The organism is Granulicella cerasi (assembly GCF_025685575.1).
Taxonomy (GTDB): domain Bacteria; phylum Acidobacteriota; class Terriglobia; order Terriglobales; family Acidobacteriaceae; genus Granulicella; species Granulicella cerasi.
Map to the genome: position 1 here is coordinate 261120 of NZ_JAGSYD010000003.1, position 24010 is coordinate 285129.

A 24010-nucleotide genomic window follows, 5' to 3' on the forward strand; every position below is an offset into this window, starting at 1 on the left:
CCCCCGAAAAACGGCGAAAATAATCAGGTTCGGCTTATTTAGGTCTGCCGTCGCTTCTGGCTTCACGCCGCGAATCGGCATCGTCCCTTACGAACAAAAATCCAAAAAGAGGAAGTACCCCCATGTTGATGATTCGCCTGGCGCGCGTTGGCGCCCGCAAGCAGCCCCACTACCGCATCGTTGTAATCGAGAAGGACCGCGCACGCAACGGCCGTTCGATCGAAGTGGTTGGCACCTACAATCCCCGCACCGAGCCCGCAACCGTTCTGCTCAAGACCGACCGCATCGCCTACTGGACTTCGAAGGGCGCACAGATGTCGGAGATCGTTGCGAAGCTCGCTGCAAAGTATGTTCCGCCGACCACTGAAGAAACCGTAGCCTAAAGTAACACCCTCTGGTAACCTACCCAAAGTAACTCGAGAGAGGTTCCGTGTGCCTAAAGAGTTCGCCCAGCGCACGGGACTCTCGCGTATTCTCCTGAAAAAGGCGTCCCGGATGATTCCGCGACGTTTCCATACATCGGTAAAGTTTTTAGCTGCATCCAAACATGTATAGGGGACGTCGTTGAGTTGGAGGACCCCTCCGCGAAGGTGAGTACGCAGGGCCTTCGCATCACAAACTTTCCCGGAACAAGGGAATGATTTGCATTGAGCCTATTTCTCCTGAGGTGTACCGAGTGAGTGTTGGTGAACAGACTCCGAGCGCTGACAGCGTCTCCGAGATCAAAAATTTAATGACCGAGGTAGCTCGTGCCTTGGTTGATGATTCCGCAGTTGTCCGCATCGACGTTTTCGAGGAGAACGACACAACCGTGCTCCGTCTCTTCGTCGCGCCTGCAGATGTCGGCAAGGTGATTGGTAAGCAGGGACGCACGGCTCGTTCCCTTCGCACCATCCTCTCCGCCGCCAGCATGAAGGTGCAGCATCGGTTTGCGCTCGACATTGTGGAAGCGGACGCCATGGGCGCCACCGAAGCCTAGTTTCGGTTCACCTAAGTTGGATGAAGCCTCTGCCCAGCGGCAGGGGCTTTTTCTTTTGCAGAACGTGAGAAGTACACTGAACGCTGTGACCGAGACTACGACCACCGAGTGGATTGCCATCGCCGCCATCCTGCGCCCGCAGGGGCGCCGCGGCGAGGTGCTCGCAGAGCTGCTCACCGACCTCGACGAAATGTTCGAGGATGGCCGCGAGGTACGCCTCGCGAAGACCGAAACCGCAGCGGCCAACGGCGCCGTGCGCACGCTGGAGTCGCACTTCTTCCCTACCGGCCGCAACGTCGGTCGCGTCGTGGTGAAGCTTTCCGGCTGCGAGTCCATCAACGACGCCGAGCTCCTCGCAGGCCAACAACTTTTCGTTCCCACAGAAGAACTGCCTGAGCTCGAAGAAGGCACCTGGCTCGTACGGGATCTCGTAGGCTGCCAGCTCTTCGATCAAGGCAAAGCCGTCGGCGAAATCGTCGATGTGCAGTTCGCCGTCGGCTCCGATGGCCGATCGCGCCTGGACGACGCTCCCGCGCTGCTCGAAATTCAGCCCCCCGCGAAGGAAGGCGAAGAGCCAGAAGCCGACACGCAACTGGTGCCGCTGGTGAATGCGTGGATTGAAGCCGTCGACCTCGACGCCAAGTCCGTCCGCATGAGCTTGCCCGAGGGCCTGCTCGAGCTATAACCATGCGCTTCGACATCCTCACCATCTTTCCGGAGTTCTTCGGCGACTTCTTCCGCCACGGCGTGCTGCAGCGCGCCTTCCGCAACGGCATTGCTGAAGCGCACACGCACGACCTCCGCCTGTTCACGCACGACCGCCACCGCACGGTGGATGATCGACCTTTCGGCGGCGGCGAAGGCATGGTGCTGAAGGCGCAGCCGATCCTCGAAGCCGCAGCGGTGCTGGGCATCACGCCGAAATCCGAGCGCGACCTCACGCGCGAGTCCGTCATCCTGCTCTCGGCTTCGGGCAAGAAGTACACGCAGGCAACGGCGCGCGAACTGGCCACGCTGGAACGCGTGACGCTGATCTGCGGACGCTACGAGGGCGTGGATGAACGCATCGCTGAGCTGCTCTGCGACCGCGAGCTCTGCCTCGGCGACTATGTGCTGACCGGCGGCGAGCTGCCCGCGGCGATGATCATCGACTCGACCGTTCGCCTGCTGCCCGGCGTGCTGGGCCACGAAGACTCCAACCGCTTTGAAAGTTTTGGCGAGGGCGACACCGGCGCGACGCACAACGACGCCGACGGAGTTCCCCGCTCTACGCACGGCGCAGGCGGTCTGCTCGATTATCCGCACTACACGCGACCGGCCGATCTGGCCGGAGCGAAGATTCCCGACGCGCTTTCCAGCGGCGACCACGTGGCCATCCGGCGCTGGCGACGCGAGGCAGCGTTAGCGAAAACCGCACGAAATCGCCCCGATTTGCTCGAAACGGCGGACCTTAGCGATAAAGACCGCGCTTTTCTAGCAGAAATTGACTATCTCAAGCAGGACAATTCTTAGCACTGTTGACAATTTGTGCTACACTAAGTCCTGCGATTACTAAGCAAGGAACCCGTATCATGTCCATCAATCCCATCATGCAGAAGCTGGCTGAGCAGTTCCAGCGCACCGATCTTCCCGAGTTTGCCCCCGGCGACACCGTTCGCGTGCAGGTGAAGATCAAGGAAGGCGAAAAAGAGCGCCTCCAGGCTTTTGAAGGTCTCGTTATCGCGTGCCGTAAGGGACCGCAGGGTTCCTTCACCGTTCGCAAGATGAGCTTCGGCCAGGGCGTCGAGCGCATCTTCCCCTACAATTCCAAGGTTGTCGACAAGGTCGAGAAGATCCGCTCGTTCCGCGTCCGCCGCGCAAAGCTCTTCTACATCCGCGAGCTCCGTGGCAAGGCTGCCCGCCTGAAGGAAGTTGCGCGCACCGCGTAAGCTTCTTTCAGCTATCAAGCTACAACCGGCGACCTTCGGGTCGCCGGTTTGCTTTGGTTGTGACGCGATCCGCCGTCGTCGAATCCCTCCAGCTTTGTCATCCTTTGCAATGCGAAGAATGATAAAGCCTTTTGTTGGGATGTAGTTGAAGAACAGAAGTACTGGAAGCAGATGCTAAGCTTCGACGCCTTCCGCGACCACCGGATCCACCGCTTCCAGGCCGAACTGCCCTTCCCACTTCGCTACGACCACCGATGCCAGGCAGTTGCCGACGACGTTCACCATGGTGCGAGCCATGTCCATCAGCGCGTCGATGCCGAGGATCACAAAGATCGGCGCTTCGGGCAGGTTGAACGTCGCGGCCGTGGCAAGCAGCACGACGAGCGTTGCGCGCGGCACGCCCGCGACACCCTTGCTCGTGAGAACGAGCGTCGCCATCATCACCAACTGCTGGCCGATCGACAGATGCACCCCCGCGGCCTGCGCCACGAAGATGCTGGCCACCGCAAGATAGAGCGTTGAACCATCGAGGTTGAAGCTGTATCCAGCCGGGATGACGAAAGCCACGATGCGGCGCGGCACGCCGAGAGCTTCCATCTGCTCCATCGCGCGCGGCAGTGCGGCTTCGCTGGTCGCCGTCGCAAACGCGATGGTGGCGGGCTCTGCGACCGCTGCGATGAAACGCGCGACCGGTACACGGAAGGACAGCGCCGCAGGCAACAGCACCGCTACGGCGAAGATCGCCAGCGCGCCGTAGAGCGTCAGCAGCAACTTGCCAAGGTTGACCAGCACGCCGAGTCCCATACCGCCGACGGTGTAAGCCATCGCCGCGCCAACGCCGATCGGCGCGAAGAACATGACGACGTTCGTGAAACGGAACATGACCTCCGCAAGGCTCTCGCAGAGGCGCATCACGGGCGCGCGCTTCTCCTCGCTCAGCGTGGCGAGCGCGATGGCGAAGATGATCGCGAAGACGGCCACCTGCAGGATTTGCCCGTCCGCAATGCTCTTCGCCAGGTTCTCCGGGAACATATGCAGCAGCACATCGTTCCAGTGCTGCGCGGCAGGATGCGTGATCGCCGCCGCAGAGGCCGCAGCGTTTGCCGGGAAGGTCAGTCCAACGCCAGCCTTCGTTACGTTAATCGCGATGAGGCCCACGGCGAGCGCGAGTGTCGTGACGACCTCGAAGTACACCAGCGCCTTCACGCCCATGCGGCCGACGCTCTTGATGTCACCGTGGCCTGCAATGCCGACCACCAGCGTCGCGAGGATCAACGGTGCCACGATCGTCTTGATGAGGCGCAGGAAGATGTCAGAGAAGACCTTCAACTGCGTCGCCACATGCGGCGCGTCGAAGCCGAGTTCGGCGCCAGCGACCATGGCCACGAAGATCCACGGCGTCAAGCTCTTGCGGCGGATGCCGAACCAGCACAGGCTGAGCACGCCGATCCAGCGCACGAGCACACCCGCGGTATGTAAGGGTGTCTGCGCGCCTGCGGCGGCGTGTAGTGACACAAATTGCAGCGCGGCCCCGAGGCCAAGCGCGATCACACCCACGGCGATGGCCGTGAAATCTTTTCTTCCCATTCGTTTCGACATGCTGCAGCCGAGAATATCAGTCCTGCAATCCGGACGCGAGGCTCTTACAATCCTTGCCATGCGCCGCCTCGCTTTCGCCTTCGCTCTCTGCACCCTCAGCACGGCTTCGTTCGCTCAACTACTGCAGCCGGGCGCTGGCTCCAACGCCGCTCCGCATCCGCTGGCCGATCCGACCATGACGCCGGGCGAGACGACCCTGCTCAAGCTCGAAGCACAGTTTTCTGCCGACGTAGAAGCGCATGGCGGTGCTGCATTCTCACGCTGGTTCGCCGAGGACGGCATCGAGCTCCCCAACGGGAAGGCGCCGATCGTGGGTCATGCCGCCGTCTCCACCGCAACGCAGTGGGATCCGAAGCAGTATCAGCTCACGTGGAAGGCCGATGGCGCGCGTATGAATCCGGGCGGGGAGAGCGGCTTCACCTGGGGCCACTACGTCGGTCGCTCGCACGATGCCGCCGGCCAGCCCATCGAGCGCGAAGGCCGATACATTACGGTGTGGAAGCGCGTCCAGAACGAATGGAAGGTGGCGCTCGATGCCTCTGCCGAGGATGCGCCTGCAACCGACTGTTGCACTCTTCCACAGAAGTAGAGGCTGTTTACCAGCATCTAAACAAGAGATGACTGCTGTTTTAATAGCGACAAAAGCATCGCGTCCCGGAATGGTTGCCCCAACTCTAAGAAATACATAAGGTTAGACCCATTATGGGACAAGGTTACTTTAGGTGACTATCGTCCGGGCGGTTTGCGAAGAAAGTGGGACTGTAGTTTGACAGCCCCATGACTATGCTGATTCTTGGAAAATGATGTCGACCACTCAGGAGACCGAGGAAGCCCGCCTCGCAGCGTTGGAGCATTACGCTCTCGACGAGTTGCCACATGACCCTGCCTACGACGATATTGCTCGTCTGGCGGCGGCTGTGACCAACTCACCGATTGCCTACGTCTCTGTGCTCGAACCCGGCGGCGTGCGCATACTGGGCGCACATGGCTTCGAGCCTGAGGCCGAGGTCGCCCGCGACACGCTTCCCTGCGAACTCACCGTCGATGCCGACGGCGTTTATCAGATACCCGACGCGCGTCGTGACCCTGACTACGGCATGAATGGCATCCCGTTCGCCGGCCGCAGCTTCCGCTTCTATGGCGGCGCTCCGGTGCTGACGCCACACTCCATCTCGATCGGCTGCCTTGCGGTGCTGGACACCACGGCACGCCGTCTTTCGCCCTCGCAGATCGACTCGCTCGAGAGCCTCTCTCACATGGTGACGACGCGCCTTGAGCTTTCCGTGCGCGTGCGCCAGCGTGACACCGCCACTCGTGCTCGTCAACGCGTGGAAACAGCGCTCACCATGGAGCGTAACTTCGTTTCGGCCGTGCTCGACACCGTCGGTGCGCTCGTGGTCGTGTTCGACACCGCAGGCCGCATCGTGCGCTTCAACCGCGCCTGCGAAATCATCTCGGGCTATAACTCTTCGGAGCTGCTCGGCAAATATGCCTGGGAGCGCCTGATCCCCGAAGAGGATGTTCCCAGCTATATCGAGAGCTTTGAGCGCATCCGCAACGGCGATTTTCCTACGGCTTACGAAAACTTCTGGACCGCTGCTGACGGCACGCGCCGCCGCATCTCGTGGTCAGCCACTGCGCTCGTCGACACACTCGGCGAGGTCGCCTTCATCATCGCGACGGGCATCGACGTCACCGTGCAGCGCGTGGCCGAGAGCTCCATTCGCGAGTCGGAAGCGAAGTATCGCCAGATCGTCGAAGGCTCGCTGGGCATGGTCTGCACGCACGACCTCGACGGCGTGATCCTCTCGATCAACGACTTCGGTGCGCAGCTCGGCGGTCGCCGCGTGGAAGAGGTCATTGGCCGTCCGCTCACTTCGCTGATGGACCCGTTCTACGTCCACGAGATGGAGCAGTACCTGAAGGAACTGCTGCGCGACGGCGAGTCGTCAGGCCTGCTGCACCTGCAACGTCCTGATGGATCGATGCGCGTGGTGGCCTACCGCAACCGTCTGGTGGAACCGAAGGACGCGCCGCGCTACGTGCTCGGCTTCGGCGTCGACATTACCGAGCAGATCCGCGCAGAGGACCAACTCCGGTCTCTCATCCGCCAGTCGAACTCCGTGCTGGAGTCGGTCGGCGACGGTATCTACGGCATCGACCTCCAGGGGCGCTGCACCATCGTCAACAACGTAGCCGCGCAGATGCTCGGCTACCGCCCTGAAGAAATGATCGGCCGCAACATGCACGAACTAATCCACCACTCGCGTGTTGACGGGACATATTACCCGTCCAACGAGTGCCCGGTTGAAGGCTCCTTGAAAAACAGAAACTCCATGCGCGTCGCCAACGAAGTCTTCTGGCGTAAAGACGGCTCCTGCTTCCCTGTCGAATACGTTGCGCGCCCGCTGATCGAAGCGATCGACCCTGCTATCTCGCAGGTGGAAACCGCTGCGGCGAACGACACGCTCGCGCTGCAGTCGTCCACCGGCGTACAGATTACGCCGCTGCACACGGCCACCTCCGGCGCACCTGCAAACCCGCGCGCGCAGGCACGCGCGGTAGGAGTCGTCGTCGCCTTTACCGATATCTCTGAGCGCAATCAGCTCGACCGCATGAAGGACGAGTTCATCTCCACGGTGTCGCATGAGCTGCGCACACCGCTGACGTCGCTGCGCGCAGCGCTGGGCCTCATCGGCGGCGGCGCGCTGCAGGACCGCCCCGAGAAGATGAAGCAGATGATGGACATCGCCATCGGCAACACCGATCGCCTCGTCCGCCTCGTCAACGACATCCTCGATCTCGAGCGCATCGGCTCCGGTAAGGCAGAGCTCCACGCGATTCAGTGCAACATCTCCGAGCTCTTCGACCGCGCCACGCAGCTACTGCAGGCTACCGCGCACAAGGCCAACGTGCGCTTCCGCATGGAGCCCAATGACGTGACCGTGTGGGCTGACCCCGACCGCATCTTGCAGACGCTGACGAACCTGCTCTCGAACGCAGTGAAGTTCTCGCCCGCAGCGGCGAACCTCCCCAGCGAGATTCGACTGACGGCCAGCTACATCTCGCCTGATGAAGCCCTCATCGAGATCGAAGACCACGGCCGCGGCATTCCCGTGGACAAGCTGCAGCAGATCTTTGAGCGCTTCAAGCAGGTAGACGCCTCCGACTCGCGCGCGATGGGTGGCACAGGCCTCGGCCTCGCCATCTGCCGCTCCATCGTGCACCAGCACGGCGGACACATCTGGGCCACCAGCGTGCTCGGCGAAGGCTCAACCTTCCACTTCACGCTGCCCACGCATCCGCACGGACATATCCGCTAAGGCTGCTGCGGGTCTTCGGCAACACGCTTCATCTGCGCCAGGCCGCGTTCAAAGTCCGGTCCAATCATCGCGTCCATGTTCTTGAAGACGCACATCACCTTCGACATGAAGTTCAAGGGGCCGCTCATGATCCACGTCACCTGTGTGCCGTCGGTCTGCGGCGTCAACTGATACTCCACCTTCGCGTCGCTCTCGAACGGCTTGATGAAGTGCAGATCGAGCGTCGTGTCATACGGCGTGGCGGTCAGCACCTTCATGTTGCCTTCGCCGGCCTTCGAGTTCCCGACCCAGGCAACCGTCGCTCCCACGCCGACCGGCGGACCGGAGAACGTCTCCTTCATGTTCGGGTCGAGGTGCTGCCACGGCGACCACAGCGCGAAGTGATGCATGTCCTGCAGCAGCGGATTGATCTTGTCCGCGCTCGCGTGAATCTTGGTCGTGCGCTCGACGCGGTATGAATCCGGCTTACGCGAAGCCAGCATCAGGACGACTCCCACAAACACAATCAGCAGAACCACCAGCCAACCAAACACTCGACGCATGTGCGACCATTTCTCCCGGGTGAGTTTGCTGACCAGTGTCGGCGAAGTCGGTGCGATGCACAAGAGAAATGAATGTCGTGTTCCATCGAGCGCGAATGTATTTACATTGATACTTTCGCTACGCTGCGGCATCCTATCTGCATGAGCACGCCTGTCACCCCCATCGGTCCCAACGTCCGCATCGGCCACGTCCATTTGAAGGTCGCCAACCTTGAGCGCGCGATCGCGTTTTACTCTGGCGTGCTGGGCTTCGAACTCACGGTGAAGTACGGTGACTCGGCAGCATTTCTTTCGGCGGGCGGCTATCACCATCACATCGGCCTGAACACGTGGGAGAGCCTCAACGGCCCGCCCGCGCCGATGGGGACGACCGGGCTGTATCACACGGCGATCCTCTATCCCACGCGCGCCGAGCTTGCCGACGCGCTGCGCCGCGTGGTGAAAGCTGGCGTCGGCCTTGAAGGCGCCTCCGACCACGGCGTCAGCGAGGCGATCTATCTCCGCGACCCCGACGGCAACGGCGTCGAGCTCTACTGGGACCGCCCGCGCGAGCAGTGGCCGCTTGACGCCCAGGGCAACCTGACGATGTTCACCCGTCCGCTCGACCTGCACGCTTTGATCAAAGAGTAGCTTTCACACGCGATCGCGCGCGCTGCAGCTACACTCATGCCATGCGATCTGCGCTGGCTTCTCTCACTCTAACGCTCGCCCTCGCCTGCGGCCTTTCCGCCGTTGCGCAGGAGCTGATCAAGCCTTCCGACACCGGCATCCGCTCCAGCTTCGACGCGCCGAACGTAGTGCTTCGCCCGAAGCATCTCGAAGGAGCGCCGATCCTGCTCTGGATGCCGGGCACGAACGGCGAGCCGTCGTTCACCGTGCCGTTTCTGAAGACGATCGCCGCGCAAGGTTATCGCGTCATCGGCATGGAGTACGACGACACCCCAGCCGTCTCGCAAATCTGCCCCCGCATCCCGGACTCAAACTGCGCAGCGGCCTTCCGCTCGATGCGCGTCTATGGACCTAACCTCCACGGGGGACCGAGCGCTGACACCAAGGCCTCGCCCGTCGAGAACCCTGTGCAGGAGAGCATTTCTGCGCGCCTCGTCGCGCTGCTGCATGAGCTCGACAAGCGCCACCCCAACGAAGGCTGGGCCGAGTACCTCGACGGCGAGCAGCCGAAGTGGTCGCGCATCGCTGTCTCCGGGCAGTCGCAGGGCGCGGGCATGGCGGCGTTCATCGCCAAGCAGCACGAGGTGCCACGCGTCATCCTCTTCTCCAGCCCGCTCGACTTCCAGGGCAACCTGCGCAATCCGCGCTTCGCTCCCTGGCTACGCGACAAGAGCGTCACGCCGCTCGACCGCTGGTACGCCGTGCGCAACTCGCGCGAGCCCTTCAACGACGCGCTCACCAAAAGCTATCCCCTGCTCGGCGTACCGGCCGACCATATCCGCGTCTTCTCGCTTGATCTGCCTCCGCAGGCCAACGCCGCAAACCCGATGGTCTACCACGGCATCAACATCCACGACATGCGCTACCTGCCTGAGTGGCAGTTCCTCTTCGGCAACGTCAACCCGAACTGACATCCCGCGGCCGACGCGGCGCAAACCCTGAGCGCGACACGCGGAGCCGCCTGCCACCGCGTCACCAGCGGCGATTTATCATAGAGACATGCCGTACACCGTCGCTGCCCTCTACAAGTTCGTCACCGTCGAAGACCCCGCCGCTCTGCGCGAAGCGCTGGCCGCGAGCTTCGTCGAAGGCGAGCTGCTGGGCACGATCCTCATCGCCACGGAAGGCGTAAACGGCACAGTCGCTGCAGCGGATCCCGCCGTCATCGATCGCCTGCTCGCGTTCCTGCACGAGCGCCTCGGGCTCGACCGCGCGGAGGTCAAGTTCTCCAGCGCCGACGACGCGCCCTTCGGCCGATTGAAGTTCAAGGTGAAGAACGCGGTGCTCACCTTCCGTGGCGTGGAGGTGGACCCGAACCGCCCCGGCACCTACGTGGAGGCGGCCGACTGGAACGCGCTGCTCGCCGACCCCGAGGTCCTCCTCGTGGACACGCGCAACGACTACGAGGTGGAGGCCGGCACCTTTCAGGGCGCCATCGACCCGCACCTCACCAAGTTCTCGGAGTTCGTCGACTACACACGCGAGCACCTGGACGCGACCAAGCACAAGAAGGTGGCGATGTTCTGCACCGGCGGCATCCGCTGCGAAAAGGCCTCAGCCTACCTGCTGCAACAGGGCTTCGAGAACGTCTACCACCTACGCGGCGGCATCCTGAAATACCTCGAAGACATCCCCACCTCCGACAGCCTCTGGCAAGGCGATTGCTTCGTCTTCGATCGGCGACGCGGTGTGGGACATGATCATTTTGAGGAAGGCGAATAGCTGCTCAGCAACCGCTGAAGGTGTCATTCTTGATAAGTCTTACACCAAGCTGAGTTCGCTTCTAACTCGGCTTCAAGATCATCAAGAGATAGATTGCAATCATACTGCTTCATCGAGCGCTCAAGCTCAAGCAGCGTTTTGAACGCCAAGATGCGATCAAACGGCACATGCCCATTTGCTTGGCTGCGCCACACGTATCTGAATCCGGCGATTGATGCAGCAACCTGATCGAGCTTGGCCACGGTTTCAGTCGTTGTTATCACGCCGCCTCCGCTCATTTTCTTCAAGCTTTTTACGAATCTCTTCGGGCATTGAGTCCATAGCAATCGAACGATTCGATTTTGTCGAATCGCTAAACGAACTGCGAAATTCCATGGAAGGACGCGGGAACCGATGGGCCCCGCAACGATTTGAGCCGGGGCGGGCTTCCTGATCGCATCCAGGATGTGTACAACGCATGCTGTCCTCTCCTAATTAGGTTTCGATATTACATGCAAGATGATGATTGACATTGCAAGCAAAGCCACAAACAATAGCGCCTGAGCTACGGACAAAAAGTTAGCCTTCCTTTTGTTCACCGCGGCTTGAAGACCTAACACGTCGCTCCATAATTCAATTATGTCGTTCTTCGTATTTACAACTATGGATTTGCTCAAGCTCGTAGTTGGTAGGCCACAAATGTCGTTAACATATGTCCTGATTATCTCGAAATCAGGAATCTTCGCTTGAGGAATTACCCTGTTCGCCGCGAGCGCACAGAGGATGCTGGCAAGGACTGCTCCAAAGGCAAGCAGAAGTAGATAACGATATGTGCCTTCGACTTGTACAGAAGATCCCCCCTTCACAAAAACGAATCCCGCACTCAGAGCTATGCCGCAGATGGTGACGACTCTTTGCGCCTTATCTTCGATGGCGGAGTTGATGCGATTATTTTCACGGAAGATTTCTACGGCATGACTCAACAAAGAGGATAAGAGTTCCTCGCGGATCGCTGTAGCTTTCTCTGACGAGAGCATACGGCACTATACCTCGTGATGCTGTGGGATCGGCATCTCATTCCTAGTCATGTGACATGTCGTCATATACTTCTCCCATGAAACACCTCCGCTCTCTCCTCACCGTCGCGCTTTGTGCTGCTCTTTCTGCTCCTGCTTGGGCTTGGGGACGAACGGGGCATCGGTTGGTGGCCGAGGTCGCTTGGGACCACATGACGCCCGAGGCCAAAGCGCAGGTGCAGGCGTTGCTGGGCAAGGAGAGCATGGCCGACATCGCTTCGTGGGCCGATGCGTATCTCGCGGGCAATCGCCAGACCATGCAGTGGCACTTCGTGAATATTCCGCCGGGCGCGACCTATAACCGTGATCGCGACTGCCAGGTGCAGCCCGGGGTGACGCTCGGCTCCAAGGCCGACAAGTGGCGCGACTGCGTGGTCGATCGCATTCCCTACAACCTGGAGCGCGTGGGCGATACGTCGCTCGACACCGCCGACCGTGCCGTGGCGCTGAAGTTTCTCGTGCACTTTGTGGGCGATGAGCATCAGCCGTATCACGCGTATGGGCTGGGCCGCGGCGCCAACGATATCCCCGTCACCTTCTTTGGCGAGGAGAAGAGCAAGTGGGGCCATCATGAGCTGCATGAGGTGTGGGACGATGGCCTGATCGACCATGCGCACCGCGACGACGCGCAGTGGCTGGCGATGCTCGAAAAGCAGATCGCCGACAAGCATCTGGAAGCGGGCGACGGCGACTCGGTGACGTGGGCGACGGAGTCGCAGGCGATCGGCGGCGAGGCGCTCGTGCTGCCCGGCGCCAACATCGATCAGGCGTACGCCGACAAGTATCTGCCGGTGATCGAGACGCGGTTGGAGCTTGCGGGGCTGCGGCTCGCCAAGCTGCTCAACGCGAGCTTCGCGGCGAAGAAGAAGGCTGCAACAGCAAATGACGACGGCAGGCCATGATGGCCTGCCGTCTTGTTTGCTGCGCGCAGCTTAGCGTGCGGCCGAAGCTACGATCACGCTTGCGATGACGCCGGTGGCTGCTGCAGCGAGGACGTAGTTGCCGTCCACCTGACGCCACTGGTATCCGCGCGGCGGAGCCGAGAGATGGTGCGAGCGGTAGTCCACCTGTGCCCCGCGGTTCCAGTCGTTCTGCTGGATGTGGCCGCCCTTCTTCCAATCATTGTGCTGCACGTAACCACCGTGGTTGCCGCCGTGATCGTCATGGCCGCCGCCGTGGTCGTCGTGACCGGGGCCTTGCGCCAACGCAGCAAACGGTGCGACAGCCAGCATCGCGGAAAGTACAAAGCTAGAGGTCTTCGTGAGTTTCATCTTGTCTCCTTCGTACCGATCCAGCGGCACTCGAGGGTTGGATGCAAGACGTGTCTAAGAAACAGAGGATTGTTACCAATCGTTACAAAGAGAAGAGGCGGACTCTTTCGAGTCCGCCTCTTCGGGTTACGAGGAACCGCGTTACTCCGCGGCCATCTCTTCCTGTTCGCCTTCCATGCGCATCTGCTCGAGCTCGCGCTCTTCGGCTTCGTGCGCTTCCTGCACTTCGGCCTGGATCTGAGCAGCCGCTTCTTCGAGCTCCGGAGAGAGCGCGACATTGCGGTAGTACTCCATACCCGTACCGGCAGGGATCAGACGACCCACGATGACGTTTTCCTTCAGGCCGCGGAGCGTATCCATGGCGCCGTTGATGGACGCCTCGGTGAGTACGCGCGTGGTTTCCTGGAACGACGCCGCCGAGATGAAGCTGTCGGTGGAGAGCGATGCCTTCGTGATACCGAGCAGCAGCGGACGACCGATCGACGGACGACCGCCATCCATCAGCACGCGCTGGTTCTCAGCGTTGAAGCGGAAGCGATCCACCTGCTGCTCGAGCAGGAAGTTGGTGTCGCCCACTTCTTCGATCTTCACCCAACGCATCATCTGACGAACGATCGTTTCGATGTGCTTATCGGAGATCGACACGCCCTGCAAGCGGTAGACTTCCTGGATTTCGTTGACCAGGTAAATCTGCAGCTCGCGCTCGCCCAACACTTCGAGGATGTCGTGCGGGTTACGCGGTCCGTCGATGAGAGCATCGCCGGCGCGAACGCGCTCGCCTTCCTGAACGTTGACGTACACACCACGCGGTACCGAGTACTCGTCTTCCGTTCCGCTATCCGACGTGACGTAGACCTTACGCTGGCCCTTCGATACGTCGCCGAAGCGAACGATACCGTCGAGCTTGGCGATGATCGCCGGATCACGCGGCTTACGCGCTTCGAAGAGTTCCACAACGCGCGGCAGACCGCCCGTGATGTCCTTCGTACGCGTCGTTTCGCGCGGAATCTTCGCGAGCACATCGCCCGGCGAAAGCTCGTCGCCATCCTGAACCATGAGATGAGCGCGGTTCGGCATAAGGTAACGCTTCGTGCCTGCTGCACCCTTCACGAGGATCATCGGCTGACGCTTTTCGTCCGGCGAGTCAGCAACCACGAGACGCGAAAGACCAGTAACTTCATCGGTCTCTTCGTGCAGCGTGACGCCTTCCTGCAGGTCCTTGAACTGCACGGTGCCTTCGATTTCGGTGAGGATCGAGAAGGTGTAGGGGTCCCACTCGCCGATCACGTCGCCGAGCTTGACTTCCTGACCATCTTCCACCTTCAGCTTCGCACCGTAAACGATGGCGTAGCGCTCCTTCTCACGGCCCTTCTCGTCGATGATCGCGATGGATCCCGAGCGGTTGAAGGCCACCAGGCCGCCGTCCTTGGAGCGAACGGTTGCGAGGTTGATGAAGTGAATGCGACCAGCGTTCTTGGCTTCGAGATGCGAGGCATCGGCCACACGCGAAGCCGTTCCACCTACGTGGAAGGTACGCATGGTGAGCTGCGTGCCGGGCTCGCCGATGGACTGCGCAGCGATAACGCCGACAGCTTCACCGAGCTCGACCATCTTGCCCGAACCGAGGTTACGACCGTAGCAACGGATGCAGCAGCCGCGCTTGGATTCGCAGGTGAGCACCGAGCGGATCTTCACCTTCTCGATACCCGCAGCCTGGATCGCTGCTGCCTTATCTTCGTCGATCTCGTCGTTGATCTCGACGATCGTCTTGCCTTCGAAGTCCTTGAGCTTCTCGAGCGTCACGCGGCCGATGATACGGTCACGCAGCGGTTCGATGATCTCACCGGCTTCGATGATCGGCATGACGTAGATGCCTTCAACCGTGCCGCAATCGAGCTCGGAGATGATGACATCCTGCGCCACGTCGACCAGACGACGGGTGAGGTAACCCGAGTCAGCGGTCTTCAGCGCGGTATCAGCAAGACCCTTACGAGCACCGTGCGTCGAGATGAAGTACTCGAGAACGGTCAGGCCTTCGCGGAAGTTCGCCTTGATCGGCGATTCGATGATTTCGCCCGAGGGCTTGGCCATCAGTCCGCGCATACCGGAGAGCTGACGAATCTGCTGCTTGGAACCACGAGCGCCCGAGTCCGCCATGATGTAGATCGGGTTCATGGTGCCTTCCTTGTCGGCACGCTTCATGTTGTTGAACATTTCGTCGGCGACGCGGTCGGTGATGCCAGACCACAGCTGCGTGACCTTGTTGGAGCGTTCGAGGTTGGTGATCGAACCTTCCAGGTACTGCTGCTGCAGCGTGATGACCTGCTTCTCAGCGTCTGCCACCGTCGTGTACTTCGACGCCGGGATGACCATGTCATCCAGACCGACCGAGAGACCCGAGCGGGTAGCGTACTGGAAGCCCAGCTCCTTGAGGCGATCGAGCGTGTGCACGGTCGTCTCCAGACCCAGGTTCAGGTACAGGTAGTTGATGAGCTGACCGATGCCCTTCTTCTTCAGCAGGCCGTTCACATACGGCATACCTTCCGGCAGGCGGTCGTTCAGGATCGCGCGACCAACGGTCGTGTTGATGAACTGCTTGTTGAACTCGACCGGTTCGGTGTGCGTGAGGTCCTGATCGTCGTAGGCCGTGGTCATGTCGAGCACAGGGCCGGTGTAGCGCAGACGAATCGGCGTCAGCGTCTCCACCTGCTTGGCTTCGAGCGCCATCAGCACTTCTTCGATGTTCGCGAACACACGGCCTTCACCCTTCGCGTTCACCTTCGCGCGCGTCAGGTAGTAGATGCCGAGCACGAGATCCTGCGTCGGGACCGAGATCGGCTGACCCGATGCCGGCGAGAGGATGTTGTGCGAAGCCAGCATCAGCACCGAAGCTTCGATCTGCGCTTCAGGGCTCAGCGGGATGTGCACAGCCATCTGGTCACCGTCGAAGTCGGCATTGAACGCCGTGCAGACGAGCGGGTGAATCTTGATGGCCTTACCTTCCACGAGCACGGGCTCAAACGCCTGGATACCCAGACGGTGAAGCGTCGGAGCGCGGTTCAGCAGTACCGGATGGTCCTTGATGACTTCTTCAAGGATGTCCCAAACGATCGACTCCTGCTGCTCCACCATCTCCTTGGCCTGCTTGATGGTCGTGCAGTGGCCCGTCTGCTCGAGACGGTGATAGATGAACGGCTTGAAGAGCTCGAGCGCCATCTTCTTGGGGAGACCGCACTGGTGCAGCTTCAGCTCAGGACCGACCACGATCACCGAACGACCGGAATAGTCCACGCGCTTGCCGAGCAGGTTCTGACGGAAGCGGCCCTGCTTGCCCTTGAGGGTGTCAGAGAGCGACTTCAGCGGACGGTTGTTCGCGCCACGCAGCACGCGGCCACGACGGCCGTTGTCGAACAGCGCGTCCACAGCTTCCTGCAGCATGCGCTTTTCGTTACGCACGATGACCTCAGGCGCATGGAGGTCCATGAGCTTCTTGAGGCGGTTGTTACGGTTGATCACGCGGCGGTACAGATCGTTGAGATCCGAGGTCGCGAAGCGGCCACCGTCCAGCGGCACGAGCGGGCGAAGCTCGGGCGGGATCACGGGGATCACGTCGAGGATCATCCACTGCGGCTTGTTGTCGGACTTGCGGAACGCCTCAACCACCTTCAGGCGCTTGGAGTACTTGAGCTTCTTCTGCAGCGAAGTCTCGGTCTTCATGCGCTCGCGAAGCTCGATGGCGAGCTCCTGCGTTTCAACGCGCTTGAGAAGCTCCTTGATCGCTTCAGCACCCATCATGGCCTTGAAGCCGGACGGGCGGTACTGCTGGTCGAGCTCGCGGAAGCGGTTCTCGTCCTTGATGACTTCGCGCTCCTTCACAGGAGCGTCGCCCGGATCGACGACCACGTACGACTCGAAGTAGAGAACAGCTTCGAGCTCACGCAGCGAGATGTCGAGCAGGTGGCCGATACGCGAGGGCAGGCCCTTGAAGAACCACACGTGCGAGCAGGGCGAAGCCAGCTCGATGTGGCCGAGGCGCTCACGACGAACCTTGGACAAGGTGACTTCAACGCCGCACTTGTCGCAGATCACGCCGCGGTGCTTCATGCGCTTGTACTTGCCGCAGAGGCATTCCCAGTCGGTGATCGGTCCGAAGATGCGCGCGCAGAAGAGGCCGTCACGTTCGGGCTTGAACGTGCGGTAGTTGATGGTTTCCGGCTTCGTGACTTCACCATGCGACCACGAGCGAATCTTCTCGGGGCTGGCGAGCTGGATCTTGATCGAGTCGAAGTCGGCGATCGGTCCTTGCGTTTCAAAAGGGCTGGAGCGGAACATGAGTTTTTCTCTCCGTTGCAGTGCGTTGCTCGATGCCAACTTTGTCCATCGCTCTGTCATGCACTCAGAGCCTGTTGCGAGCTTCGCTGCTGTCTTGCTGCTGGTTACGGGCGGTGCGATCTTCTGCGGCCGCAAATCTCTTCAGTCATCGCCGTTGCCTCTGCTCTTCCCTGCCGTTACACAAGCTCAGGAAGAAGCAGAGGCTGGCGGATTCAGTTAGTCGGCGACTGCCAGCTCGGGAACCGTGTTCAGGTCCTCTTCGCTGACCGCTGCACTGCCCTTGACGAGTTCCACGTCCAGGCAGAGCGACTGCAGTTCGCGGATCAACACGTTGAACGACTCCGGTACACCCGGCTCGATCGCCGCCTCGCCCTTGACGATGGCCTCGTAGATCTTCGTACGGCCAAAGACGTCATCCGACTTCGCGGTGAGCAGTTCCTGCAGGATGTAAGCCGCACCGTATGCTTCGAGCGCCCAGACTTCCATTTCGCCGAAGCGCTGGCCGCCGAACTGCGCCTTACCACCCAGCGGCTGCTGCGTGATGAGCGAGTACGGTCCGATCGAACGAGCGTGGATCTTGTCGTCGACAAGGTGAGACAGCTTGAGCATGTAGATGTAGCCAACCGTGACAGGCTGCTCGAACTCATCGCCGGTCATACCGTCGATCAGCGGGCTCTTGCCCGAGCTCGGAAGTCCAGCCGCTGCGAGCAGCGCCTTGATTTCCGTTTCCTGTGCACCGTCGAACACCGCCGTGCCGAACCAGATGCCGCGCTTCATGCCTGCAGCCACGCGCAGAGTCTGCTCGTCGTCGAGGGCAAGAAGCTGGTTGAGAGCAGCCGTGTTCTTGAACTGCTCCTTGAAGATCTCGCGAACCTCATTGGCTTCCTGTGCCTGTGCGGCCAGGGCAGCCACCTTCACGCCGAGCTCATGAGCAGCCCAGCCAAGGTGAGTTTCGAGAATCTGACCGACGTTCATACGCGAAGGCACGCCCAGCGGATTCAGCACGATCTCCACCGGAGTTCCATCCGGCAGGTACGGCATATCTTCTTCCGGCAGAATGCGCGCGATCACACCCTTGTTACCGTGACGGCCTGCCATCTTATCGCCGACCGAGAGCTTACGCTTCATCGCGATGTACACCTTCACCATCTTGATCACGCCAGGCGAGAGCTCATCGCCCTTGCCCATCTTCGCGATCTTTTCGTTGGTGATCTTGCGGAGTACGTCGATCTGACGCGAGGTCATCTCTTCGATCTCGTCGATCTGCTCGTTCACGCGCGGATCCTTGTCGGCGTAGCGAATACGCTTCAGGTTACGCGTCGAGATCAGTTCGATCTGCTCACGGGTGAGCACATCGTCCTTCGAGAGCAGCTTCTTGTTGGTGCGCTCGTCGTGCAGGTCAGCCAGCACAGCCTTGCCACCCAGAATGCCGTCAAGACGCTTCAAACGCTCGTCCGTCAGGATTCGGATTTCGTCAGCAAGGTTGCGCTCGAGACGCTCGATCTGCTCCTGCTCGATCTGCAGCGCGCGCTGGTCCTTTTCCTGCCCCTTGCGCGAGAAGATGCGAACATCAACGACCGTGCCTTCGATGCCCGGAGGGCACGTCAGCGAAGCGTCGCGTACATCGCCGGCCTTTTCACCGAAGATGGCGCGGAGCAGCTTCTCTTCCGGCGTAAGCTGCGTTTCGCCCTTCGGCGTCACCTTACCCACGAGGATGTCGTTGTGGCTGATCTTGGCACCGATGCGGATGATGCCCGACTCGTCCAGATCACGCAGCGCGTGCTCGGAGACGTTCGGAATATCACGCGTGATTTCTTCCGGTCCCAGCTTCGTGTCGCGTGCTTCGATCTCGAACTCCTCGATGTGGATCGAGGTGTAGTAGTCCTCGCGGACCAGCTTTTCCGAGATGAGGATCGCGTCCTCGAAGTTGTAACCGCGCCACGGCATGAAGGCCACCAGCACGTTACGGCCAAGGCCAAGCTCGCCCTGCTCCGTGCAAGGACCATCGGCCAGAACCTGCCCCTTCAGCACGCGGTCGCCACGGCGGACGATCGGCTTCTGGTTGATGCAGGTGTTCTGGTTGGAGCGCTTGAACTTCGTCAGCGAGTAGATGTCCGAACCGACCTCACGCGAAAGCTGCGTGGGGTGGTGCTCGCCTTCGACGCGCACGATGATGCGCTCGGAGTCGACCGAGTCCACGATGCCGTTACGCTTGGCAAGAATCACAGCACCCGAATCGCGAGCCGTGACGCCTTCCATACCCGTACCGACGAACGGAGCCTCTGCAACCAGCAGCGGCACCGACTGACGCTGCATGTTCGCACCCATCAGGGCGCGGTTTGCGTCGTCATGCTCGAGGAACGGAACCAGTGACGCAGCCACCGAAACCAGCTGCTTCGGCGAAACGTCCATGTAGTCGATCTCAGCCTGCGGCACGAGCACGAAGTCACCCGTGCGACGCGCGTTGACCAGAGCTTCGGTCATGTGACCGTTCTCATCCAGCGTGATGTTCGCCTGAGCGATCGTGTGGCGATCTTCTTCCCATGCCGAGAGGTAGAAGCTGAACGGCTCGAACTCTGCCGCGCGCTTGCTTTCCTTCTTCAGCTTCTTGTTCAACTCCACCGACTCGCTGATCTCCAGCGTGTCGCCCTGGCGAAGACCGGACTCACCGGCGTTCGTCACAGCGACGTAGTCGAGTACGCGGCCTTCCTTCACCTTGCGGTAAGGCGACTCGATGAAGCCGTACTCGTTGATGCGTGCAAAGCACGACAGCGACGAGATAAGACCGATGTTCGGTCCTTCAGGCGTTTCGATCGGGCAGATACGGCCGTAGTGCGTCGGGTGAACGTCGCGGACTTCGAAGCCAGCGCGCTCACGCGAAAGACCACCAGGTCCAAGGGCCGACAGACGACGCTTGTGCGTGATTTCCGACAAGGGGTTCGTCTGGTCCATGAACTGCGAGAGCTGCGACGAACCGAAGAACTCGCGGATCGCAGCCATCACCGGCTTGGCGTTGATGAGGTCGTGCGGCATCGCCGTCGACATCTCCTGGTACACGCTCATCTTTTCCTTGATGGCGCGCTCCATGCGCACGAGACCGATGCGGAACTGGTTCTCCATCAACTCGCCCACCGCGCGAACGCGGCGGTTGCCGAGATGATCGATGTCGTCCACAACGCCGATGTTCTTACGCAGCTTGAGCAGGTAACGGATCGTGCCGTAGAAGTCTTCCGGCGTCAGCGTGCGGTGATCGAGGCCAGCGGAATCCTGGTTCTCGTACAGCTTGATGTTGAACTTGAGACGGCCCACGCGCGAGAAGTCGTACTTGCGCGGATCGAAGAACATGCCTTCGAAGAGAGCGGTCGCAGTGTCCAGCGTCGGCGGGTCACCCGGACGCAGCTTGCGGTAGATTTCGATCAGCGCCTCTTCGGGCTTGCGCACGGAGTCGCGACGCAGCGTGTTGGCAATGATGCCGCCCACGTCGTCCTTCTCCGGGAAGAAGACTTCCAGCGAAGTCACACCCGACTGCAGGATCTTGTGCAGCTTGTCGGCCGAGAGCTCCTGGTTGGCTTCGTACAGCAACTCGCCCGTCGTCATGTCCACGACGTCGGCTGCGGTCATCGCGCCTTCAAACTCCGAGTTCTCGACTTCGACCGAGGTCACGCCGCTGGCGCGCAGGGCCTTCAGCGCCGAAGCACCGATCTTCTTGCCGCTCGCCACCACTTCCTTGCCGTCCACCACGAGCGCCGACGTCGAACGCGTGCCCACAATGTTGGTCGCCTTGTCTTCCGACGAGATCGACCACGACAGCTTGCCGTCCTTCACGTTGACCGTGTCTACCGTGTAGAACGTCTTGAGGATTTCTTCGTCCGTACGCAGACCGAGCGCGCGCAGGAAGATCGTTCCGAGGAACTTACGCTTGCGATCGATGCGGACGTACAGGATGTTCTTCTGGTCGTACTCGAACTCCACCCACGAACCACGGTAGGGGATGATCTTTCCGAGGAAGTAGGTACGGTTGTTCGCCGTCTCGAAGAAGACGCCGGGCGAACGGTGCAACTGCGACACGATGACGCGCTCGGTGCCGTTCACGATGAACGTACCGTTGGCCGACATCAAGGGGATGTCGCCGAAGAAGACTTCCTGCTCCTTCATGTCGCGCAGGGTCTTCACGCCCGTCTCCGGGTCCTTGTCGTAGATCTTCAGGCGGATGGTGACCTTCAGCGGAGCCGAGTAGGTCATGCCGCGCTCTTCGCACTCTGCCTGGTCGTACTTCAACTGCAGACCCACCGGGTCACCGCACTTGGTGCAGAAATCCGGCGTGTTCTTGTTGTACGTTCCGCAGAACTTGCAAAGCACATCGCCCGGGTGGAACGGGTCGGTGATCACCATGTGGCCGCACGAAACGCAAGCCGTACGGAGATGGTTCAGGCCCTTGAGGAAGCCGCACTTGCACTCCCAGTTGCCGATCGTGTAATCGACGAACTCGAGCTCAGAGACGTTGCGGAAATCAGTGATCGGGAAGACGGACGTAAAGACCGACTGGAGGCCGTTATCTTCGCGCTCCTGCGGGAGCTTGTCCATCTGAAGGAAGCGCTCGTACGAACGGCGCTGCACCTCGATGAGGTTTGGAATCTGAATGCTGGTAGGAATCTTCGAAAAATCAAGACGGCTGCGAATCGGTCGCAGTTCCTGCTTGGTGGTCGAGTCGGACATGAGCTCTCCTGTTACTTGTCTCGAGGAAGCCGTGAGACCGAAAACCGGCATCACAGCTTAGGACTTCTTTGCGCCCTCCCGGTCCAGTCGCTCCTCGCGGCGACTGATCCTCAGCGCGTTGCTACAACCCTCGCGAAGCATTCTGCGAGGTCAAACTTGCGCTCCCGTAGGAGCTGAAATTCGGTTCAAACAGCGGGAATAACAGTGGAAACGCCAAAAGCTCTCGTATGGACAGAACGTCCCGAGAGCGCCGGTATAGACCGTTGCACTAGATTTTGGTCAACAACTGAAATCACGCCGCCTCTGAAAGCTTGGCCGAGCTTTCAAGAATTGCGCTGGATGCTGGGTGTTGCACTACACGGGCCCGCCGCTCGAACCGAGTAGTGACCGATCCCCTAACCTGTTCCGCATTACCAGGATGGACCGGGGTGTTGCTAAGAAGGACGTTCGCTTGCTTGAAACCGATGCGCGCTGCAAGAAAGTGCAGGCGCGAAGTTCTCCATGAAAGAGAATACCGCACACTTTGCACGAATGCAAGTGCACCTGGAAACGCGCAGAAAAGGCAGAGCCGAAGCCCTGCCTTTTCCGGAAGTTTTCCGCCCCGAGGGGCGAAGAACTACTTGAGTTCGACTGCTGCGATGCCTTCGAACTTCTTCGCCAGTGCCTGCGCGTCGTCCTTCGAGATGTTCTCCTTCAGGGGCTTGGGAGCACCGTCAACCAGGTCCTTCGCTTCCTTCAGGCCAAGACCGGTCACTTCGCGAACAGCCTTGATGGTGTTGATCTTGTTTGCGCCAGCTTCCTTGAGGATGACCGTGAACTCGGTCTTCTCTTCAGCTGCTGCTGCTGCGCCGCCGCCAGCTGCCGGAGCTGCTGCTACGGTTGCTGCTGCTGCCGAAACGCCAAGGCGCTCTTCGAGCTTCTTTACGAGCTCAGCTGCCTCGAGGAGGCTGAGCGAAACGATCTGATCTTCCAACTGCTGGATGTCTGCCATTGTTATTCTCCGTTACTGCAAAGTTTGGTACTGATGTTTTGCTTTCCCCGGCATTCTTCCGCCGAGGTTGCCGCCTTCCCTGTCCTGAGGTTCCGTTGCGCCAGACATGCGCCCCCAGGAAGTTCCGAACAGCGAAACTTGTTTAGCCTTCTGCCGGTGCGGTGTCCGCCGCTTCGCCAGCCTGCGAGGCCGTCGAGTTTTCCGGTTCTGCTGCACCCGAAGGCTGCTCGCCAGCGGCGGCCTCTTCGACGTGTGCTTCCGCTACCGCAGCCGGTGCCGCGCCGCCGAACTTGTTCTGCTCGACTGCCTGGTTGACCACCACTGCAAGGTTGCGGCCGGTCGCGTTGATGACCGTCGCGAGGCGGGTAGCAGGTGCGTTGATGAGGAACAGCAGCTTCGAGAAGAGCTCTTCCTTACCCGGCATGTTCGCCAGAGCCTTCACTTCGTCCACGTTGATGACCTTGCCATCAACGATGCCGAGCTTGAAGGTGAACTCTGCGTTGTCCTTTACCCAGTCAGCAAGGGCCTTCGCCAGTGCAACCGGATCGCCGTCGGTGTACGCCACCGAAGAAACACCCTTGAGGCCCTGCAGAGCTGCCTCAACCTTGGTGCCCTTCGACGAGTGTGCCGCGAGCTTGTTCTTCACCACGTGGTAGTGGCCGCCTGCATTGCGGACCACCTTACGGAGCTCGAAATCCTTCGACGCGGTCAGGCCCTTGAAGGTGCCGATGATCGCCGAGGTCGAGCTTTCCAGTTCCTGCGCGAGGAACTGGACTTTCTCATTCTTTTTCGCCTTGGTCAATGCCATGGTTGTTAACCTCTAGCTACTAGCTCTTCGCTACTAGCTCAATCTGTGTCGCTCTTCCCTTGCGGCTGGAGCGGA

The 24010-nt window shown here is 60.5% G+C and carries 21 protein-coding genes; 12 read left to right on the top strand and 9 right to left on the bottom strand.

Annotated elements, in window-relative coordinates:
- Positions 1–122 precede the first annotated feature (122 nt).
- The 5 genes from rpsP (at position 123) to rplS (ending at position 2907) form a co-directional block, all read left to right on the top strand.
- Positions 123–383: a 30S ribosomal protein S16 gene (gene rpsP / locus OHL11_RS10655; RefSeq protein WP_263371493.1), complete on the top strand. Its 261-nt coding sequence runs from the start codon at positions 123–125 to the stop codon at positions 381–383.
- A 254-nt stretch (positions 384–637) separates the two neighbouring features.
- A complete protein-coding gene (locus OHL11_RS10660; RefSeq protein WP_263371494.1) occupies positions 638–979 on the top strand; it encodes a KH domain-containing protein in 342 nt (113 codons plus the stop codon).
- Between the two features lie 85 nt (positions 980–1064).
- Positions 1065–1664, top strand: a complete 600-nt coding sequence (gene rimM / locus OHL11_RS10665) for a ribosome maturation factor RimM (RefSeq protein ID WP_263371495.1) — start codon at positions 1065–1067, stop codon at positions 1662–1664.
- A gap of 2 nt (positions 1665–1666) precedes the next feature.
- Positions 1667–2491, top strand: a complete 825-nt coding sequence (gene trmD, locus OHL11_RS10670) for a tRNA (guanosine(37)-N1)-methyltransferase TrmD (protein WP_263371496.1) — start codon at positions 1667–1669, stop codon at positions 2489–2491.
- 59 nt (positions 2492–2550) lie between these two features.
- Positions 2551–2907 carry a 50S ribosomal protein L19 gene (gene rplS / locus OHL11_RS10675; protein ID WP_390234327.1) on the top strand — a complete coding sequence of 119 codons (357 nt, stop codon included), beginning with the start codon at positions 2551–2553 and terminating at the stop codon, positions 2905–2907.
- A gap of 174 nt (positions 2908–3081) precedes the next feature.
- Here rplS and OHL11_RS10680 read toward each other — a convergent pair whose 3' ends face one another.
- Positions 3082–4494: a dicarboxylate/amino acid:cation symporter gene (locus OHL11_RS10680; RefSeq protein WP_263371497.1), complete on the bottom strand. Its 1413-nt coding sequence runs from the start codon at positions 4492–4494 to the stop codon at positions 3082–3084.
- A gap of 70 nt (positions 4495–4564) precedes the next feature.
- Here OHL11_RS10680 and OHL11_RS10685 point away from each other — a divergent pair, with 70 nt between their 5' ends.
- Together OHL11_RS10685 and OHL11_RS10690 are read left to right on the top strand one after the other, a co-directional pair.
- The gene (locus OHL11_RS10685; protein ID WP_263371498.1) at positions 4565–5095 is read left to right on the top strand and encodes a YybH family protein; all 531 of its coding nucleotides are present in this window, start codon (positions 4565–4567) and stop codon (positions 5093–5095) included.
- 214 nt (positions 5096–5309) lie between these two features.
- Positions 5310–7829 carry a PAS domain S-box protein gene (locus OHL11_RS10690; RefSeq protein ID WP_263371499.1) on the top strand — a complete coding sequence of 840 codons (2520 nt, stop codon included), beginning with the start codon at positions 5310–5312 and terminating at the stop codon, positions 7827–7829.
- On the opposite strand, the gene OHL11_RS10695 is transcribed toward OHL11_RS10690, so the two are convergent.
- On the bottom strand, positions 7826–8371 hold the full coding sequence (locus OHL11_RS10695; protein WP_263371500.1) for an SRPBCC family protein: 546 nt from the start codon (positions 8369–8371) through the stop codon (positions 7826–7828). The two genes, OHL11_RS10690 and OHL11_RS10695, sit on opposite strands and share 4 nt — an antisense overlap.
- 72 nt (positions 8372–8443) lie before the next feature.
- Here OHL11_RS10695 and OHL11_RS10700 point away from each other — a divergent pair, with 72 nt between their 5' ends.
- From OHL11_RS10700 to trhO, 3 genes are all read left to right on the top strand, one after another.
- Positions 8444–9001, top strand: a complete 558-nt coding sequence (locus tag OHL11_RS10700) for a VOC family protein (RefSeq protein WP_263371501.1) — start codon at positions 8444–8446, stop codon at positions 8999–9001.
- 41 nt (positions 9002–9042) lie between these two features.
- A complete protein-coding gene (locus tag OHL11_RS10705; protein ID WP_263371502.1) occupies positions 9043–9951 on the top strand; it encodes a BPSS1187 family protein in 909 nt (302 codons plus the stop codon).
- Positions 9952–10039: 88 nt separating this feature from the next.
- A complete protein-coding gene (gene trhO / locus OHL11_RS10710; protein WP_263371503.1) occupies positions 10040–10762 on the top strand; it encodes an oxygen-dependent tRNA uridine(34) hydroxylase TrhO in 723 nt (240 codons plus the stop codon).
- Positions 10763–10785: 23 nt separating this feature from the next.
- Here trhO and OHL11_RS10715 read toward each other — a convergent pair whose 3' ends face one another.
- Both OHL11_RS10715 and OHL11_RS10720 read right to left on the bottom strand, forming a co-directional pair.
- Complete coding sequence (locus OHL11_RS10715) at positions 10786–11049, bottom strand: hypothetical protein (RefSeq protein WP_263371504.1); 264 nt, start codon at positions 11047–11049, stop codon at positions 10786–10788.
- Between the two features lie 183 nt (positions 11050–11232).
- Positions 11233–11778, bottom strand: a complete 546-nt coding sequence (locus OHL11_RS10720; RefSeq protein WP_263371505.1) for a hypothetical protein — start codon at positions 11776–11778, stop codon at positions 11233–11235.
- Between the two features lie 77 nt (positions 11779–11855).
- Here OHL11_RS10720 and OHL11_RS10725 point away from each other — a divergent pair, with 77 nt between their 5' ends.
- Positions 11856–12719, top strand: coding sequence for a S1/P1 nuclease (locus OHL11_RS10725; RefSeq protein WP_263371506.1), 864 nt, complete (start codon positions 11856–11858; stop codon positions 12717–12719).
- A 30-nt stretch (positions 12720–12749) separates the two neighbouring features.
- Here the strand turns inward: OHL11_RS10725 and OHL11_RS10730 are convergent, their stop codons facing one another.
- Positions 12750–13088: an RcnB family protein gene (locus OHL11_RS10730; protein ID WP_263371507.1), complete on the bottom strand. Its 339-nt coding sequence runs from the start codon at positions 13086–13088 to the stop codon at positions 12750–12752.
- A gap of 141 nt (positions 13089–13229) precedes the next feature.
- A complete protein-coding gene (gene rpoC / locus OHL11_RS10735; RefSeq protein WP_263371508.1) occupies positions 13230–17420 on the bottom strand; it encodes a DNA-directed RNA polymerase subunit beta' in 4191 nt (1396 codons plus the stop codon).
- On the opposite strand from rpoC, the gene OHL11_RS10740 reads away from it, so the two are divergent.
- Complete coding sequence (locus tag OHL11_RS10740; protein WP_263371509.1) at positions 17419–17640, top strand: hypothetical protein; 222 nt, start codon at positions 17419–17421, stop codon at positions 17638–17640. The two genes, rpoC and OHL11_RS10740, sit on opposite strands and share 2 nt — an antisense overlap.
- Here the strand turns inward: OHL11_RS10740 and rpoB are convergent.
- From rpoB to rplJ, 3 genes are all read right to left on the bottom strand, one after another.
- Entirely contained in the window at positions 17637–22136 is a 4500-nt protein-coding gene (gene rpoB, locus OHL11_RS10745; protein WP_263371510.1) for a DNA-directed RNA polymerase subunit beta, read from the bottom strand. The genes OHL11_RS10740 and rpoB overlap by 4 nt on opposite strands.
- Before the next feature lie 616 nt (positions 22137–22752).
- Positions 22753–23127 carry a 50S ribosomal protein L7/L12 gene (gene rplL, locus OHL11_RS10750; protein ID WP_390234345.1) on the bottom strand — a complete coding sequence of 125 codons (375 nt, stop codon included), beginning with the start codon at positions 23125–23127 and terminating at the stop codon, positions 22753–22755.
- A 142-nt stretch (positions 23128–23269) separates the two neighbouring features.
- Positions 23270–23935, bottom strand: coding sequence for a 50S ribosomal protein L10 (gene rplJ / locus OHL11_RS10755; protein WP_263371511.1), 666 nt, complete (start codon positions 23933–23935; stop codon positions 23270–23272).
- Positions 23936–24010 lie beyond the last annotated feature (75 nt).

Excerpts from the sequence above, each read along its gene's own strand:
- rpsP (WP_263371493.1), top strand. The coding sequence starts at position 123 with ATGTTGATGATTCGCCTGGCGCGCGTTGGCGCCCGCAAGCAGCCCCAC.
- OHL11_RS10660 (WP_263371494.1), top strand. The coding sequence starts at position 638 with ATGATTTGCATTGAGCCTATTTCTCCTGAGGTGTACCGAGTGAGTGTT.
- trmD (WP_263371496.1), top strand. The coding sequence starts at position 1,667 with ATGCGCTTCGACATCCTCACCATCTTTCCGGAGTTCTTCGGCGACTTC.
- rplS (WP_390234327.1), top strand. The coding sequence starts at position 2,551 with ATGTCCATCAATCCCATCATGCAGAAGCTGGCTGAGCAGTTCCAGCGC.
- OHL11_RS10680 (WP_263371497.1), bottom strand. The coding sequence starts at position 4,494 with ATGGGAAGAAAAGATTTCACGGCCATCGCCGTGGGTGTGATCGCGCTT.
- OHL11_RS10685 (WP_263371498.1), top strand. The coding sequence starts at position 4,565 with ATGCGCCGCCTCGCTTTCGCCTTCGCTCTCTGCACCCTCAGCACGGCT.
- OHL11_RS10690 (WP_263371499.1), top strand. The coding sequence starts at position 5,310 with ATGTCGACCACTCAGGAGACCGAGGAAGCCCGCCTCGCAGCGTTGGAG.
- OHL11_RS10695 (WP_263371500.1), bottom strand. The coding sequence starts at position 8,371 with ATGCGTCGAGTGTTTGGTTGGCTGGTGGTTCTGCTGATTGTGTTTGTG.
- OHL11_RS10700 (WP_263371501.1), top strand. The coding sequence starts at position 8,444 with ATGTCGTGTTCCATCGAGCGCGAATGTATTTACATTGATACTTTCGCT.
- OHL11_RS10705 (WP_263371502.1), top strand. The coding sequence starts at position 9,043 with ATGCGATCTGCGCTGGCTTCTCTCACTCTAACGCTCGCCCTCGCCTGC.
- trhO (WP_263371503.1), top strand. The coding sequence starts at position 10,040 with ATGCCGTACACCGTCGCTGCCCTCTACAAGTTCGTCACCGTCGAAGAC.
- OHL11_RS10720 (WP_263371505.1), bottom strand. The coding sequence starts at position 11,778 with ATGCTCTCGTCAGAGAAAGCTACAGCGATCCGCGAGGAACTCTTATCC.
- OHL11_RS10725 (WP_263371506.1), top strand. The coding sequence starts at position 11,856 with ATGAAACACCTCCGCTCTCTCCTCACCGTCGCGCTTTGTGCTGCTCTT.
- OHL11_RS10730 (WP_263371507.1), bottom strand. The coding sequence starts at position 13,088 with ATGAAACTCACGAAGACCTCTAGCTTTGTACTTTCCGCGATGCTGGCT.
- OHL11_RS10740 (WP_263371509.1), top strand. The coding sequence starts at position 17,419 with ATGAGTTTTTCTCTCCGTTGCAGTGCGTTGCTCGATGCCAACTTTGTC.
- rpoC (WP_263371508.1), bottom strand. The coding sequence starts at position 17,420 with ATGTTCCGCTCCAGCCCTTTTGAAACGCAAGGACCGATCGCCGACTTC.
- rpoB (WP_263371510.1), bottom strand. The coding sequence starts at position 22,136 with ATGTCCGACTCGACCACCAAGCAGGAACTGCGACCGATTCGCAGCCGT.
- rplL (WP_390234345.1), bottom strand. The coding sequence starts at position 23,127 with ATGGCAGACATCCAGCAGTTGGAAGATCAGATCGTTTCGCTCAGCCTC.
- rplJ (WP_263371511.1), bottom strand. The coding sequence starts at position 23,935 with ATGGCATTGACCAAGGCGAAAAAGAATGAGAAAGTCCAGTTCCTCGCG.